The organism is Janthinobacterium sp. 13, assembly GCF_002749695.1.
Lineage (GTDB): Bacteria > Pseudomonadota > Gammaproteobacteria > Burkholderiales > Burkholderiaceae_D > Janthinobacterium > Janthinobacterium kumbetense.
This window is the reverse complement of the sequence record NZ_PEEQ01000001.1, coordinates 3548808-3563832: the sequence shown is the minus strand read 5'-3', so window position 1 is coordinate 3563832 and position 15025 is coordinate 3548808. Positions and strand designations below refer to the sequence as shown.

At 63.3% G+C, this 15025-nt stretch carries 14 protein-coding genes; 2 read left to right on the top strand and 12 right to left on the bottom strand.

The window, feature by feature from the left end:
* Window positions 1-15: 15 nt before the first annotated feature.
* From CLU94_RS15580 to CLU94_RS15565, 4 genes are read right to left on the bottom strand one after another with little or no spacing between them, the layout of a single operon-like run.
* Entirely contained in the window at window positions 16-1149 is a 1134-nt protein-coding gene (locus CLU94_RS15580; RefSeq protein WP_099666264.1) for an enoyl-CoA hydratase/isomerase family protein, read from the bottom strand.
* Entirely contained in the window at window positions 1142-1927 is a 786-nt protein-coding gene (locus CLU94_RS15575) for an enoyl-CoA hydratase (RefSeq protein ID WP_099666263.1), read from the bottom strand. Before CLU94_RS15575 ends, CLU94_RS15580 begins: the two co-directional genes overlap by 8 nt.
* Window positions 1924-3084, bottom strand: coding sequence for an acyl-CoA dehydrogenase family protein (locus CLU94_RS15570; RefSeq protein ID WP_099666262.1), 1161 nt, complete (start codon window positions 3082-3084; stop codon window positions 1924-1926). Before CLU94_RS15570 ends, CLU94_RS15575 begins: the two co-directional genes overlap by 4 nt.
* Window positions 3085-3093: 9 nt before the next feature.
* Window positions 3094-4602: a CoA-acylating methylmalonate-semialdehyde dehydrogenase gene (locus CLU94_RS15565; RefSeq protein WP_099666261.1), complete on the bottom strand. Its 1509-nt coding sequence runs from the start codon at window positions 4600-4602 to the stop codon at window positions 3094-3096.
* 158 nt (window positions 4603-4760) lie between these two features.
* On the opposite strand from CLU94_RS15565, the gene CLU94_RS15560 reads away from it, so the two are divergent.
* On the top strand, window positions 4761-6143 hold the full coding sequence (locus tag CLU94_RS15560) for a short-chain fatty acyl-CoA regulator family protein (protein ID WP_099666260.1): 1383 nt from the start codon (window positions 4761-4763) through the stop codon (window positions 6141-6143).
* Between the two features lies 1 nt (window position 6144).
* Here the strand turns inward: CLU94_RS15560 and CLU94_RS15555 are convergent, their stop codons facing one another.
* Genes CLU94_RS15555 through CLU94_RS15525 form a run of 7 tightly spaced genes read right to left on the bottom strand, consistent with a single transcriptional unit; the run spans window position 6145 to window position 13055 of the window.
* The gene (locus tag CLU94_RS15555) at window positions 6145-7200 is read right to left on the bottom strand and encodes an adenosine deaminase family protein (RefSeq protein WP_099666259.1); all 1056 of its coding nucleotides are present in this window, start codon (window positions 7198-7200) and stop codon (window positions 6145-6147) included.
* Between the two features lie 25 nt (window positions 7201-7225).
* Window positions 7226-8170 carry a nucleoside hydrolase gene (locus CLU94_RS15550; protein WP_257218826.1) on the bottom strand — a complete coding sequence of 315 codons (945 nt, stop codon included), beginning with the start codon at window positions 8168-8170 and terminating at the stop codon, window positions 7226-7228.
* A 19-nt stretch (window positions 8171-8189) separates the two neighbouring features.
* Complete coding sequence (locus CLU94_RS15545; RefSeq protein WP_099666258.1) at window positions 8190-9221, bottom strand: ABC transporter ATP-binding protein; 1032 nt, start codon at window positions 9219-9221, stop codon at window positions 8190-8192.
* A 13-nt stretch (window positions 9222-9234) separates the two neighbouring features.
* Window positions 9235-10014, bottom strand: coding sequence for an ABC transporter permease (locus CLU94_RS15540; protein ID WP_035822719.1), 780 nt, complete (start codon window positions 10012-10014; stop codon window positions 9235-9237).
* Window positions 10011-10850, bottom strand: a complete 840-nt coding sequence (locus CLU94_RS15535) for an ABC transporter permease (protein ID WP_099666257.1) — start codon at window positions 10848-10850, stop codon at window positions 10011-10013. The genes CLU94_RS15540 and CLU94_RS15535 overlap by 4 nt, the downstream gene beginning before the upstream one ends.
* Before the next feature lie 21 nt (window positions 10851-10871).
* Complete coding sequence (locus CLU94_RS15530) at window positions 10872-11894, bottom strand: ABC transporter substrate-binding protein (protein ID WP_257218825.1); 1023 nt, start codon at window positions 11892-11894, stop codon at window positions 10872-10874.
* 57 nt (window positions 11895-11951) lie between these two features.
* Window positions 11952-13055 carry a porin gene (locus CLU94_RS15525; RefSeq protein WP_099666255.1) on the bottom strand — a complete coding sequence of 368 codons (1104 nt, stop codon included), beginning with the start codon at window positions 13053-13055 and terminating at the stop codon, window positions 11952-11954.
* Window positions 13056-13293: 238 nt separating this feature from the next.
* Between CLU94_RS15525 and CLU94_RS15520 the strand changes: the two genes are divergently transcribed.
* On the top strand, window positions 13294-14211 hold the full coding sequence (locus tag CLU94_RS15520) for a LysR family transcriptional regulator (protein WP_034778821.1): 918 nt from the start codon (window positions 13294-13296) through the stop codon (window positions 14209-14211).
* A 14-nt stretch (window positions 14212-14225) separates the two neighbouring features.
* Here CLU94_RS15520 and rsmA read toward each other — a convergent pair whose 3' ends face one another.
* Entirely contained in the window at window positions 14226-15005 is a 780-nt protein-coding gene (rsmA, locus tag CLU94_RS15515; protein ID WP_076573213.1) for a 16S rRNA (adenine(1518)-N(6)/adenine(1519)-N(6))-dimethyltransferase RsmA, read from the bottom strand.
* Window positions 15006-15025: the final 20 nt, after the last annotated feature.

The window sequence follows — 15025 nt, the reverse complement described above, 5'->3', positions numbered from 1 at the left end:
TCTCCTGTTGTTCTTTTAATGTAGGTCGCGCAAAGGATGGCTATCCCACGGCGCCGTGAAATACCCATTGAGATACGCGTCGCCGACGTCGGCCAGGCTGGCTGGCTGCCACTGCGGCGCGTTGTCCTTGTCGATCAGCAAGGCGCGCACGCCTTCGCTGAAGTCCGCATGGGCGCAGCACTGCACGGCAACGATCAATTCCAGCTGGAACACTTGCGCCAAACTCATGTGACGCGTGCGTACACGCATGGCCCAGACCAGGGCGGCGGAACTGGGCGCGCCCTTGTGCAGCGAGTGGGCCGCCTTTCGCAGCCAGGCCGAATCGCCGTCATACGCGGCGATGGCGGCCACCACTTCGGGCAAGGTGGGCGCTTGCGTCAGCGCGGCGATGGCGTCGAAGTTGGCGCGCACTTCGGACACGGGCAGCAAGGACGCAGGAGCCGAGAAGCCGCGCAGCAGGCGGTCCAGCTGCTCGCTGTTCGCCTGCGGGCTGGCTTGCCATTGCGTCAGCGCCAGCGCGTCCAGCACCATGTTCCGCTCTTCCTGGCGCAGGAAATAGTCGCCCAGGCCCGCAAACAAGGCGTCAGCCGCGTTCAGCGGTGCCCCCGTCAGCCCCAGGAACAGGCCGCTGCGACCCGGCATGCGGCCCAGGAACCAGCTTCCGCCCACGTCCGGGAACAAGCCAATCGTGATTTCCGGCATGGCGATGCGCGTGCCTTCCGTCACGACGCGGTGGCTGGCGCCCGCCATCAGCCCCAGGCCGCCGCCCATGACGATGCCGCCGCCCCACACCAGCAGCGGCTTCGCATACGTGTGGATGCGGTGGTCGAGCCGGTACTCCTCGGCAAAGAAGGCCAGCGCCTGCGGATTCGGCACGACACCCGCTTGCTCGACGACGGCCGAACGCAGGCTGCGCACGTCGCCGCCCGCGCAGAAGGCCTTGTCGGTCGACGATTGCAGTACCACGCAGGCGATGGCGTCGTCACCGGCCCAGTGCACGAGGGCGCCATCGATGGCGCGTATCATGTCCAGGGTCAGCGCGTGCAAGGATTTTGGCGCATCGAGGGTGATGACGCCCAGCTTCATGCCGCCGGGACAATCGCGCTCGTCGATTTTCACAGTTTCAACAATATTAACGGTCTCAACCATTCTTCCACTCCGCCGGACGTTTTTCCAGGAACGCTTGCACGCCTTCTTTCTGGTCTTGCGTATCGAACAGGCCGAGGAACAGGGTGCGTTCATCGGGCAAGGAAGCGACCAGCGGATGGCTGCGCGCGCCCTGGATCAGGGTCTTGCACGCCGTCACGCTGCTGGGGCTTTGACGGGCCACCTTGGCGGCCAGGGCCAGCGCCGTGGCGGCAGCCTTGCCGGTTGGCACGACTTCCTCGACGAGGCCGATGGCCAGGGCCTTGGCCGCATCGACCCGCTCGCCGCACAGAATCATGCGCTTGGCCCAGCCTTCGCCCACCAGCCACGGCAAGTGCTGCGTGCCGCCCGCGCACGGCAGCAGGCCGACGGACGCTTCCGGCAAGGCCATCTGCGCGTGTTCCTCGGCAATGCGGATATCGCACGCCAGCGCGCATTCCAGGCCGCCGCCCATGGCGTAGCCATTGATGGCGGCGATGCTGACGCCGCGAAACGCGGACAGCGCCTCGAACGCCTCGCCAAAGGCGGCGGCCATGGCGAACGCCGTGTCCTTGTTGCCGTCGGCAAACACTTTCAAATCGGCGCCGGCCGAGAAGAACTTGGCGCCGCCGCCCGTGATCACGAGCGCATACACGTCCGGATCAAGATTCAGGTCGGCCACCAGGTCCCTCAGCGCATTCAGGCTGGCCAGGGTCCACGTGTGGGCGGGCGGGTTGTCGAGGGTCACCAGGGCCGTATGGCCACGGCGTTCCAGCAGCAGATTGGTATACACTCTGGTCATCGTAAGGTCTCCGTGGCGCCGTCTTTCAAGATCGCTCGCGCGACGATCAGGCGCATGATTTCATTCGTCCCTTCCAGGATCTGGTGCACCCGCGTGTCGCGCACGTGGCGCTCGAGCGGATACTCGCGGATATAGCCGTAGCCGCCATGCAATTGCAACGCATCGTTGGCCACATTGAAACCCACATCCGTGGCGAAACGTTTTGCCATGGCGCAATATGCCGTGGCGTCCGGGCTATCCTGGTCCAGTTTCCAGGCAGCCAGGCGCACCATCTGGCGCGCCGCCACCAGCTCCGTCAGCATGTCGGCCAGCTTGAATTGCAGGGCCTGGAACTGGGCCAGCTCGCGGCCGAACTGCGTGCGCTCCTTCATGTAGGTCTGCGCCCGTGTGAGGGCCGCCTGCGCCGTGCCCACCGAGCACACGGCGATATTGATGCGTCCGCCATCGATGCCCTTCATGGCAATGGCAAAGCCTTCGCCTTCCGCGCCCAGCAAGTTGCCAACAGGCACTTTCACCTGGTCGAAGCTGATGATGCGCGTGGGCTGGCTGTTCCAGCCCATCTTTTCTTCTTTCTTGCCATACACGATGCCGGGCAAATTCGCCGGCACGGCAAACGCGGAAATGCCGGCCGCGCCCTCGCCGCCCGTGCGCGCCATGACGATCAGCATGTCCGTCTGGCCCGCGCCGGAAATGAAGGCCTTCGTGCCGTCGAGAACATAAAAATCGCCCTCTTTCACTGCCTTGGTGCGCAGGGAGGCCGCGTCGGAGCCTGATTGCGGTTCCGTCAGGCAATAGCTGGCCAGCTTCTGGCCGGCCGCCAGGGCCGGCACCCACTCGTCGCACAGGGCTTCCTGCCCCCAGCGCGACAGCATCCAGGTGGCCATGTTGTGGATCGTGATGTAGGCCGTGGTCGAGGTGCAGCCGCCGGCCAGCTCCTCGAAGACGATGGCCGCATCCTGGCGGGACAGGCCCAGGCCGCCCCAGCGCTGCGGCGTGTACAGGCCGCAAAAGCCCATCTCGCCCGCCTTGGCGATGGTTTCCACCGGGAAAATCGATTCCGCATCCCAATGCGCCGCGTGCGGCGCCAGTTCGCCTTCGGCAAACGCGCGCGCCGCCTGCTGGAACTCGCGCTGCTCGTCGCTCAGTTCAAAGTCCATGCCAGCTCCTTATTTGAGGCTGATGGTGGTGTTGACCTTGCCCACCGAGGCCGCGTCCGTGAACCAGCGCTGGGTGATCGTCTGCGTCTGCGTGTAGAACAGCACGACTTGCTTGCCGAACGGGCCCAGGTCGCCCAGTTTCGAGCCGCGCGAACCCGTAAAGCTGAACAGGGGAACGGGCACGGGGATGGGCACGTTGATGCCCACCTGGCCCACGTCGATTTCTTCCTGGAAATAACGGGCGGCCGCGCCGCTTTGCGTGAACAGGGCAGTGCCATTGCCGTTCGGATTCGCATTCACCAGGGCAATCGCTTCATCCAGGGTATCGACTTCGACGACGATCAGGACGGGGCCAAAGATTTCCTGGTCATATACGACCATGCCGGGTTTGACGCCAGACAGAATCGTCGGTCCGACGAAGTTGCCGTTCGGATAGCCATCGACCTTCACGTCGCGGCCATCAAGCGTCAGCACGGCGCCCTGCTCGATGCCCTTGGCGACGAGGCTGTGCACGCGATCCTTGGCTGCGCAGGAAATCACGGGACCCAGGTCCGGATTGTCCTTGCCCGCGCCCACCGTCAGGGTTTGCGCCTTGGCCGCCAGTTCCGGCAGCCAGTCGCGCGCTTCGCCCACCAGCACGGCGACGGACGCGGCCATGCAGCGCTGGCCGGCGGCGCCGAAGCCTGCGCCCAGCAACTGGTTCAGGGTTTGTTCCTTATTTGCGTCAGGCAAGACGACGGCGTGGTTCTTGGCGCCCATCATGCATTGCGCGCGCTTGCCGTTCAGGCTGGCGCGCTGGTACACATGCGTGCCCACCTTGCTCGAACCCACGAACGAGATGGCCTTGATGTCCGGATGGTCGCACAGGGCATTGACCACGTCTTCGCCGCCGTGGATGACGTTCAGCACGCCGGCCGGGATGCCCGCCTGCAAGGCCAGGCGCACGAGTTTTTCCGTCACCAGCGGGTCTTGCTCCGATGGTTTCAACACGAAAGTATTGCCGCAGGCAATCGCCATCGGGAACATCCACAGGGGGATCATGGCGGGGAAATTGAACGGGGTAATGCCCGCGCACACGCCCAGCGGCTGCATCACGCTGTAGGTATCGACGCCGCCGGCCACGTTTTGCGCGTACTCGCCCATTTGCAGGGTGCCGATATTGGCCGCATGTTCCACCACTTCCAGGCCGCGGAAGACGTCGCCTTCCGCGTCGAGCAGGGTCTTGCCCTGTTCCATCGTCAGGGTGGCGGCCAAGTCGGCCATGTTTTCACGGATCAGCTGCTGCAATTTGAGGAAAATGCGGGCACGGGCGCCGATCGGCGTCTTGCGCCAGGTCTTGAAGGCGCGCTGGGCCGAGGCGATGGCGGCATTGACTTCCTCCGGCGTGGCGAACGGCACACGGGCCAGGACTTCCTGCGTGGCAGGGTTGACGACGTCGCGCCAGACGGTGGTGGTCGATTCGACCCACTCGCCGTTGATCAGCAGTGGAACGGTAGGGATGGCAGTTTGCGTGGTCACTCGGTGTCTCCTCGTTGGGGGTATAGGTCTGTTTGCATTATTCGCACAATACGGGCCGCAAACAAGGCGTGAAAATGCGAGATAATGCAAAGCTGAATCTGTTAATCTGCAAAGATTGTAAATTTGCAGATTCCACAAACCGGGGAAGGAGAAGCGCGATGGCGAAGGTTTTCATGGGCGTGCGCCTGCAGCGCCTGCGCGAGGAACGGCGCATGACGCAGGTGGCGCTGGCCAAGTCCCTGGGCATTTCGCCCAGCTACCTGAACCAGATGGAGCGCAACCAGCGCCCGCTGACGGTGCCCATTTTGCTGCGCATCGGCAGCGTGCTGGGGGTCGATCCGCAAATCTTTTCCGAACACGACAGCGCCAGCCTGGTGGCCGACGTGCGCGACGTGTTCGGCGAATTGCCCGACGCGCCGCCCACCTCGATGGCGGAATTGAAGATGCTGGTGGAAAACATGCCGGAACTGGCGCGCTCGATTTTGCTGCTGCAGCGGCGCTACCGCGTCATGGCGGAGCGGGCCGACACGCTGGCCGCGCGCCTCGACGATGGCAGCCGCGGCGCCAGTTCGGCGGCGCCGTCCACGGACGAGGAAGTGCGCGAATACCTGAACCGGCGGCAAAATTACATCGACGAGCTGGACCGAGCGGCGGAAAGCGTGGCGGGCGAACTCGATCCGGCCCTGCGCACGCTCGATGCGCTGCAAGGGCGTCTGCTGGAACGCCACGGCATCCGGGTGCAACTGTCCGATGGCGACGCGGGCATGGTGCGCAAGCACCGCTACGATGCCCAGCAACACATCTTGTGGCTGCCCGACACCCTGACGGGCGGCCAGCGCGCGTTCCAGATGGCGGCGCAGATCAGCCTGCTCGAGCACAGCGAGCTGATCGACGCCCTGGTGCTGGCGGCGGGATTCTCCGGCGCGGCCGCGCAAACGAGTGCGCGCCTGGCCTTTTCCAATTATTTCGCCGGCGCCCTGCTGATGCCCTACCAGCGCTTCCTGCAGGCGGCGGAAACGCGCGCCTACGATATCGAGCGCCTGGCGCACCAGTTCGGCGTGGGCTTCGAAGCCGTATGCCACCGCCTGAGCACCATGCAGCGCCCCGAGGCGGCGGGACTGCCCTTCTTCTTCGTGCGCGTCGACCGGGCCGGCAATGTCTCGAAGCGCCAGTCGGCCACGGACTTCCATTTTTCCAGGGTGGGCGGCACGTGTCCGCTGTGGATCGTCTACGACGCCTTCAGCCATCCGGGCCAGGTACTGACGCAGGTGGCCAGCATGCCCGACGGCTGCACCTATCTGTGGATCGCGCGCCAGGTCAGCACGGCGTCGCCGGGCTTCCGGGCGCCGGGCAAGACCTTTGCCGTGGCGCTGGGCTGCGATATCTCGCAGGCGCACCGGCTGATCTATTCGAAGGGACTCGATTTGCACGACCCCACCAGCGCCACGCCCATCGGCACGGGCTGCAAGGTGTGCGAGCGCCAAAGCTGCCCGCAGCGGGCGTTTCCATCGCTGCTGGCACCGCCGCCAGCGTCCGCCTGACTTACTCGACGAGCCGGGCGCGCAGCGCGTCGAATTCACGCGCAAATTCCGCGCGCCAGTCGCGCCGCGTGGATTCGGCTATCCAGGCCGCGTCGAGGCCATTGAGCATGAAGCCGCGCATGTCATCGAGGCCGAAACCGAATTCGCGCATCATCATCCAGGCGCCCGTCGGCGTCACGTGGTGCAGGGTCGGGTCGTCCGTATTCGGATGCAGTTTCAGGCCCAGCTTGGCCATGGCGCGGATCGGGTGGTCGAGTGCCCAGCGCTCGGGCGCCAGGGTGCGCAGATAGTAGGAATTGGTCGGCACGACCGTAAATACGAGGCCGCGCTCCACGCAGCGCTGCGCCAATTGAGGATTATCAACAATCGTGTAGCCATGGTCGACCCGGTCCACCTGCAACTGCTCGATGGCCGTCTCCACGTTCATCCACGGCATGCCGAATTCGCCCGCGTGCGCCGTGCACTTGAAGCCGGCCTCGCGCGCAGCGCGGTAGGCTTCGATGAAGAGTTCTGGCGGGCGGTCGTTTTCGCGGTAATCGATGCCGATGCCGATGACTTCCGGCGCGCGGTAAGCCTTCATCCATTCCACCATCTGCACGGCTTCGGCGGGACTCGCTTCGCGGTCGATGCTGGGGATCAGGCGGCCGATCACGCCGAAATCGCGCTGCGCGTCGCGGATGGCGGCCACGATGGCGTCTTGCGCCGCGTCATAGCGGATGCCCGACACGCGCACGGTGCCGGTAGGGTTCCAAAAGAATTCCGCGTAGCGCACGCCGTGGCCATGCACGTCTTCCAGGTATTCGTAGGCGAGGCAATACAGGTCCGTCGGCGAGACGATCAGGTGCGCGTCGAGCGCGCGCAGCACGCGCAGCACGCCGACGGGCTTGTCGCCGCGCGTGTAAAACGCGTCGATTTCCTCGGGAGTGACGACATTGCCCGTCTTGGCGGCCAGCGCACGGAAAGTGGCTTGCCGCACCGTGCCGAACAGGTGGCAATGCAGCTCCACTTTCGGCATGGCGCGTAAAAACTGTTCGATGCTCAGGGGTGAATTAGACATGAAGCTCGTTTCGTAGTGAAGTGGGTCAGACGAGAATGGCGGCCAGGCGGCGCATCAGGCGCTCGATGGCGGCCGGGCCGTCGGCCAGCATCGCCACTTGCGTGTTGATGGGTGCGCGGCGCGGCACGCGGAACTCGCACACCGTCATGCCGCGCGTCAGTTCGCCCGTCAATTCGATGGCCACGTGGGCGCTCTGGAACTGGAACAGCTGCGGCGCTTCCAGGTACAGGGCCACCACGGGGTCGTACATGGGCATGGGCACGGAACCGTCGGCACTGCGGATGCGTACATACGCTTCCAGGTAGCCGGCCAGACGCTGCGCGCGCGGCGTGCCGATGGCGCGCAGGCGTTCCACTTCCACGTTCGTCACCAGCAGCTGGCGGCACAGGTTCAAGCCGAACATGCGCAGCGGGATGCCGGCCTGGAAGACCTGGGCGGCCGCTTCCGGATCCGCATAGATATTGAATTCCGCCGCCGCCGTGTGGTTGCCCTGGTCGGTCGAGCCGCCCATCAGGATGATTTCGACGATTTTTTCCGCGATGTCCGGCGCGCGGCTCAAGGCTGTCGCCAGGTTGGTCATCGGCGCAATCGCCATGATGGTGATCTGGCCAGGATACTGGCGCACGGCGGCGATCAGCGCGTCGACGGCGTGGCCGGCAGCATCCGTGGCGGCGCCGGGCGGCAGGATCTCGCCCGTCGTCGGCATGCCGCTGTCGCCGAGGATGCGCTGCGCCGTTTCGATGACGCCGGCCAGCGGCTCTTCGCAGCCGCGGTAAATCGGCACCGTCAAGCCATCATGGGCCTTGATGCGCAAGGCGTTGTCGTAGGTGATATCGACGGGCGCATTGCCCGCCACCACGCTCACGCCCAGCCACTCGATATCGGGATTGCTGCCCAAGAGCAACATCGTCAGCCAGTCGTCGAAACCGGGATCGGTATCGAGCCAGATCTTTTTCAAGGATTGGGTCATGATGCTTTCCAGTAAGAAATTACGCGCCCAGCCACAGGGCGCTGTCGGACGGCAGCACGAAGGAGACGGCCGTGCCTTCGCGCCAGGCGGCGCCACCGGCCGCGCAAATACCCTTGACCTGGCCCAGCGGCGTTTGCAGCAGGTATTCGACGGTGTCGCCCAGGAAGCCCCGTGCCAGCACGGTACCCGGATACTGGCCCGCCGCGTCGTCGGGCGCGCAGACGCGCACCTTGTCCGGACGCCAGCCCAGCACCGTGGTGCCGGCCGCGACGGGCGACGTGTACGGCAGGCTGGCGCCCGCGTGGTGCAGCGCGCCGTCGCGGTAGTCGAACAGGTTCTCGAAGCCCATGAAGTTGGCCACGAAGCGCGTCGACGGCGTATTGAAGACGGCTTCCGGCGCGGCCAATTGCTCGATGCGCCCGCCATTCATGACGACGATGCGGTCGGACAGGGCCAGCGCTTCTTCCTGATCGTGCGTGACATACAGCATGGTGATGCCCAGCTCGCGCTGGATACGGCGCAGTTCGGCGCGCATCTGCACGCGCAGCTTGGCGTCCAGGTTCGACAGCGGCTCGTCGAGCAGCAGCAGGGCCGGCTCGACGACGATGGCGCGCGCCAACGCCACGCGCTGCTGCTGGCCACCGGACATCTGCGCCGGCAGGCGCGTTTCAAAACCCGTCAGGCCGACGGCGGCGATCACCGCTTCCACCTTCGTTTTCAGCAAAGCTGGCGCGACCTTGCGCAAGCGCAAACCGAAAGCGATGTTGTCGTATACATTCAAGTGCGGGAACAGCGCGTACGACTGGAAGACCATGCCGATATTGCGCTTGTTCGGCGCCAGCTTGCCGATTTCGCGGCCGTCGAGCACGATGCGGCCCGACTGCAGCGGCATCAGGCCGGCGATGGCGCGCATGGTGGTGGTCTTGCCGCAGCCGCTGGGGCCCAGCAGGGAAATCAGCTCGCCCTGCTCGACGTGCAGGTCCAGGTCTTTCACGGACGTCGTGTTCTTGGCGTAGCCGAGGTTCAGCTTGTGCAGTTCCAGATAACTCATGGTGTGTTGCCTCTTACATGTATTTAGAAATGCCCAGCACCTTCTCGGTCACCATCACGAAGGCCATGGTGAACAAGACCAGCAAGGTCGACAGGGCAGCGATCGACGGGTCGAAGCTGTTTTCCATATGCCCCAGCATCTCGATCGGCAAGGTGCTGATGCCCGGGCCCGTCAAGAACAGCGAGACGGGCACCTGGTTGAACGAGGTGACGAAGGCGAGGAAGAAGGCGGCGATCACGGCGTTGCGGATATTCGGCAGCACGATCATGAAGAACGCGCGCAAACGCGACGCGCCCAGCGTGATGGCGGCATCCTCGATATCGACGCGCAGGTTCACCAGGCTGGCGTACACGACGCGCACCGAGTACGGAATCAGCAGCGCGATATGGCCGATCAAGAGGCCCACGTAGACGGGCGCATTGATGGTCAGCACCAGGTGGTGCAGCAAGCCCAGGCCCACGAGGATGGCGGGAATGATCAGCGGCGACGTCAGTATCTGCCGGATGGCGCCGATGCCCGGCGGCGGCATGCGCGAAAATGCATACGCGACGGGTATGCCCAGCAACAGCGCGATGACGGTGGCGATCAGGCCGATTTCCAGGCTGGTCTGGAAGGCGCGGCGGAACTCGGGCGCCGACCACACTTCAAGAATCCAGCGCAGCGAATACGACTCGGGCGGAAACGCCAGGGTTTCGCCGCCGGAAAAACCGGCCAGCACGACGATGGCGAAAGGCCCCAGCAGGAACAGGAATACCAGCCATAAAACGGCACGTGAAAACAGGCTTTCTTTCATACGGAACTCCGGCTCGAGGAAATACGTTTAAGGCCGGCATTCACCAGCAAGGTCATGCAGACGAGGATGACGGCGATGACGTTCGCCGCGCCGAAATCGCTCTCCACGCTGACCTTTTGGTACAGCAGGGTTTCCAGCATCAGCACCTTGGTGCCGCCCAGCAGCGCCGGCGTCACATAGGCCGTCACGCAGCCCGTAAACACCAGGGTGCCGCCGACAACCAGGCCTTCCTGCGTCAGCGGCAGGGTGACCTTGCAGAATACTTGCCATGGATTGGCGCCCAGGGTGGCGGCAGCCGGTTCCACGTCGCGCGGCAGGTTTTCCAGCGCGCCCGCCAGCGACATCAGCATCAGCGGCAGCAGCAGTTGCAGCAGGCCGACAAACACGGCGAACTCGCTGAACAGCAGGCGCAGCGGCTCTTCCGTCAAGCCCATGTTGACCAGCGCCGCGTTGACGGCGCCATTGCGGCCCAGCAGCACGATCCAGGCGTAGGTACGCGCGATCGGCGAGACCATCAGCGGCAAGATCATCATGCCCACCACCAGGCCGCGCCACTTCGGCGACACGCGCGCCACGGCTTGCGCGGCCGGGTAGCCGAGGATGATGGAAGCGAGCGTCACCAGCGCGGCGATGCGCAGCGTGCGCCAGAAGATGGTGCGGTTGAACTCTTGCGAAAAGAATTCGACGAAGCGGTCCACGCCCCACTGCATGCCGTCGCCGACGCGGAAGGCGTCGACCAGCAAGGCCAGCACGGGCAACAGGAAGCAGACAACGATAAAGATCAGCGCCGGCAGGACCAGCAGCAGTCCCAGGCGCTTTTTTGGATCAGCAAACATGGTGTTTTCTCCTCGTCACCACTATTTGCTCATGGCCTTGTTCCACTGCGTCATCCAGTTGCTGCGCTGCTTGATGATGGTTTCCGGTTTGACGAATTTCAGCGAATTGATCTGGTCGGCGCCATAGGTGTTGAATTGCGCGGCGGCCACCGACAGGCGCACGTCCTTGTTGACGGGCGAATCGACCAGGTTGGTCGCCAGCTGCGTCTGCACTTCCTTGGACAGCCAGAAATCCATCAGCTGGTACGCCAGGTCCGCATTCTTCGAGCCGGCAACGATGCCCATCACGTTCATGCCGGCCGCCTGGCCTTCGGCCGGGATGCTCCATTTCAGGGGCAGGCCCGTCTTGAGCATTTGCGACCAGGTGAAGCGCGCCACGGGCGCGGCCCAGATTTCATCCTGGGCGAACAGGGCGGCCAACTGCGCGCTGTTTTTCGAGAACGTGACGACGTTGCCCTTCATGCCGACGATCTTCGCAAAGCCGGTGGCGTAGTCGTCCGTCTTGCCGCCCCAGGCCGCATCGGCCATGCGCAGCATCAACGGGCCCTGCGTGGTGCTCACGTCGGGGAAGGCCACGCGGCCCTTCAGTTCGGGGCGCCACAGGTCCTTCCAGGACGTCAGCGGGGCGATCTTGTCGCTGCGGTACACCAGGCCGACCGAATACAGGGTGTAGCCGACGGCGAAATTGCCGCCAATGGGGTTTTTCGCCACGTCGTACAGCGCCTTGTAATTGCTCAGCTTGGAGTAATCCATGGGCTGGATCACGCCCTTTTGCGCCGCTTCCAGCATGCCGGAATCGGACAGCAAGACCAGGTCGATCACCGGGTTCTTGCTGTGCACCACCAGCTTGGCGATGCGGTCCGCATTATTCCCCGTTTCCACCTTGATATCGCAACCGCATTTGGCCTTGAACGGCTCGTACACATACTTCATGAACAAGGGCTGGGCAATCGGGTAGGCCGAAATGACCAGCTCGCGTTTTTCCGCGTGGGCGGCGTTGGCCAGCAAGCCTAGGCTCAACGCCAACATGAGGTGCTTTTTCAAGATGCTTCCTTTCAGGGGACGGCGCTGCGGGACAGCGCCTGTAAAGATGAATCAGACTCAGAAATAATGTCGCATGCCGACGATCAGCACGCTTTGCGTCTTGCCGCCCGAGGCGCCGAAGCCGAACACGCGCGCGAACGTCGCATCGCCGGCCGCTTTCTGGTAGCTCCAGGTGATGGCGACATCGGTGCGCTTGGACAGGAAGTAATCGGCCTGGAAGTTGACCTGATGCCATTTCGGCGTCTTGTTGATCACGTCATATTTACCAGTGGTAAAGAAATACGACGCGCCCAGGTTCAACGCTTCCGTCAGCTTGTGGTTCACGTTCAAGTCCACGTTTTGCAGGGTCAGGTTGCTTTGATCCAGGTAGTGGTAGCGCACGTTGGTGTACAACGCGCCGAACTTGGTCCTGCCCACATTATAAAAGCCTCCCGTGCCGGCGATGGCCTGGCTGTCCACGCCCGCGCCCTTGACGGCGCTCTTGTTGAAGATCAACAGGGAACTGCCATAGTCATTGCCGATGGCGCCATTCGGCGCGTCCGGGCTGTTCGGGCGATCCATCTTGGTGTAGGCGACGGCCCAGCTGAAGGCATCGACCTTGTAGCCGGCGCCCATGCTGTAGACGCGGTTGCGGTTGGAATCTGCCGGATTTTCGCTGAAACCGTACAAACCCGTAAACGACAGGTTGCTGATGTTCGGGCTGACGTACTTGACGGCATTTTGCACGCGCAGGTTGTTGTAGCCATTGTCGTTGTCGCCAATGTGCACGCCGTTACTGGCGATGACCACAGGACCCAGCAAGTCCTTGACGGCTTCGTACTGGCGGCCCAGGGTCAGGGTGCCCTTGTCGTTGCTCGACAGGCCCACATACGACTGGCGACCGAACAGACGGCCGCTTTGCGAAGCCGTGCCCGTCATGACGTTAAAACCGTTTTCCAGCGCGAAGATGGCCTTGGTGCCGTTGCCCAGGTCTTCCTGGCCGCGGAAACCGATGCGGGGATTCTGATTCGTACCGCTCAGCGCATGCGTGCGGCTGCCGTTACCCTCATCCGATACATAGCCGATACCGGCCGACAGCAAGCCATACACTTGCACGCTGCTTTGCGCCTGCGCCGCGCCCTGCGCCGCCAGCAAGCCCCCAACTACCATCGTTCCAGTCATCCATTTGTTCATCGCCGCCGCCCTAAAAAGAATAAACCCTGAGTTTTTTTGGAATTATTTTATTGATGCGTCCCTTGCCTGGCGCACCGCCGCGAGTGCCGGCGCCGCATTCCAGGCTCTTCTCCCGAATATTGTTGCATTCAAGACAAGTAAAGACCAGTCCAGAATATGGTAAATTGCGGGATAAGAAAATTTGTTTATTTTTATAAATCCATTACTTTTTCTAATAAGCAAAACCATGCATGAGTTGAGCAAGAAGATTTCCTTACGACATTTGCAAGCGTTTGCCACCTTAGCCCGGGTAAACAGCTTCAGCAAGGCTGCACAGGAATTGTGCGTGACCCAGCCGGCCCTCAGCGCGTCGATCAAGCTGCTGGAAAATCAACTGGGAAAAAAGTTGTTTAACCGCACAACCCACCAGCTGGAACTGACGCGCGAAGGCAAGCTGGCGCTCGATTACGCCACGCATTTATTGAATACGGCGAGCAATACCTTTGCCGACATCCAGCGCGCCATCGGCAGCGGCCGCCACCGCATCCGCATCGGCGCCATCCCCTCGGCCATGGCGATGACGGCCGTGGTGGTGGCGCGCTACTGCGAGCAACATGGCGATGAAGTGGAAATCGTCCTGTCGGACATGCCCAACGATGGCTTGCTGCACGCGCTGCATTCGGGCCAGCTGGACTTTTGCGTGGGCATCGAGGTGCCCGGCTCCGTGTCGCTGGAAAGCGTGGGCCTGTTCGAGGACGAGCTGGTGCTGGTGACGGCGGGACGCCATGCGCTGGCGCCGCTCAAGGAAGTGCGCTGGGAACAGCTTGCGGGGCAGGAAATCGTCGTGTTTACCAAGGGCAGCATCTGGGAGTTCGCCTCGAGCGCCCTGCGCCAGCATGGCTTGAGCCCGTCGAGCCTGTACCAGATGATCCACAGCGAGTCGCTGTATGGCGTAGTGCGCGCCGGCATCGCCGTGGGCATCATGCCCAGCCTGTACACGACCTTCCTCAACGACGAGGACTTGCACGTGGCGCCGCTGCGCCAGCCTACGTGCAAGCGCAAGATCGCCTTGATGCGGCGCAATGAAATCAGCCGCAACCACCATGTCGACGATTGCTTTTCAGCGTTGCGGCAAGATCTGCAGCAGGTCGACCAGTGGTTTTGAGTTAAACCGGGGGCTTAGGCCGGCGCCTTCAGCAAGTTCGCCAGGGCAACATATTGCTCCAGGCCCACGGTTTCCGGACGCAGGGTCGGGTCGATGCCGGCCGCCTTGATCTGTTCTTCCGTAAACATCCCGGCCAGGCAGTTGCGGATCACCTTGCGGCGCTGCGAGAAGGCCTTCATGACCACCGCTTCCAGGGTCGCCTGGTCGCACGCCAGGCGCTCGGCCACGGGGATCATGCGCACGATGGCCGATTCCACTTTCGGCGGCGGGTCGAAGGCCGTCGGCGGCACGATGAACAGCAGCGACATGTCATAGCGCCATTGCAGCATCACGGACAAGCGGCCATACGCCTTGCTGCCCGGTTCGGCCACCATGCGCTCGACGACTTCCTTTTGCAGCATGAAATGCTGGTCCTGCACCAGCGGCGCGAAGTCCGCCAGGTGGAACAGCAGCGGGCTGGAGATGTTGTACGGCAAGTTACCCACGATACGCAGCTTCTGGCCGGCCGGCACGGGAATTTGCGCGAAATCAAACTTCAGCGCATCGCCCGAGTGGATCGTCAGCTTGGCCGGATTGAAGGTCTTTTCCAGGCGCACGATCAGGTCGCGGTCCAGCTCGACCACATGCATCTGTTTCAAATGGCGCAGCAGCTGCTCCGTCATGGCGCCCAGGCCGGGACCGATCTCGACCATGGCATCGTCCGCCTGCGGCGCGATGGCGGCCGTGATGTCGTCGAGGACGAAGCGGTCATGCAGGAAGTTCTGGCCAAAGCGTTTGCGGGCAACGTGTTTCATATTCTGTTTTTCTATTCTAG

Bases quoted from the DNA above. Each gene is read 5' to 3' on its own strand.
- CLU94_RS15580 (WP_099666264.1), bottom strand. From the start codon at position 1,149: ATGGTTGAGACCGTTAATATTGTTGAAACTGTGAAAATCGACGAGCGC.
- CLU94_RS15575 (WP_099666263.1), bottom strand. From the start codon at position 1,927: ATGACCAGAGTGTATACCAATCTGCTGCTGGAACGCCGTGGCCATACG.
- CLU94_RS15570 (WP_099666262.1), bottom strand. From the start codon at position 3,084: ATGGACTTTGAACTGAGCGACGAGCAGCGCGAGTTCCAGCAGGCGGCG.
- CLU94_RS15560 (WP_099666260.1), top strand. From the start codon at position 4,761: ATGGCGAAGGTTTTCATGGGCGTGCGCCTGCAGCGCCTGCGCGAGGAA.
- CLU94_RS15555 (WP_099666259.1), bottom strand. From the start codon at position 7,200: ATGTCTAATTCACCCCTGAGCATCGAACAGTTTTTACGCGCCATGCCG.
- CLU94_RS15550 (WP_257218826.1), bottom strand. From the start codon at position 8,170: ATGACCCAATCCTTGAAAAAGATCTGGCTCGATACCGATCCCGGTTTC.
- CLU94_RS15545 (WP_099666258.1), bottom strand. From the start codon at position 9,221: ATGAGTTATCTGGAACTGCACAAGCTGAACCTCGGCTACGCCAAGAAC.
- CLU94_RS15540 (WP_035822719.1), bottom strand. From the start codon at position 10,014: ATGAAAGAAAGCCTGTTTTCACGTGCCGTTTTATGGCTGGTATTCCTG.
- CLU94_RS15535 (WP_099666257.1), bottom strand. From the start codon at position 10,850: ATGTTTGCTGATCCAAAAAAGCGCCTGGGACTGCTGCTGGTCCTGCCG.
- CLU94_RS15525 (WP_099666255.1), bottom strand. From the start codon at position 13,055: ATGACTGGAACGATGGTAGTTGGGGGCTTGCTGGCGGCGCAGGGCGCG.
- CLU94_RS15520 (WP_034778821.1), top strand. From the start codon at position 13,294: ATGCATGAGTTGAGCAAGAAGATTTCCTTACGACATTTGCAAGCGTTT.
- rsmA (WP_076573213.1), bottom strand. From the start codon at position 15,005: ATGAAACACGTTGCCCGCAAACGCTTTGGCCAGAACTTCCTGCATGAC.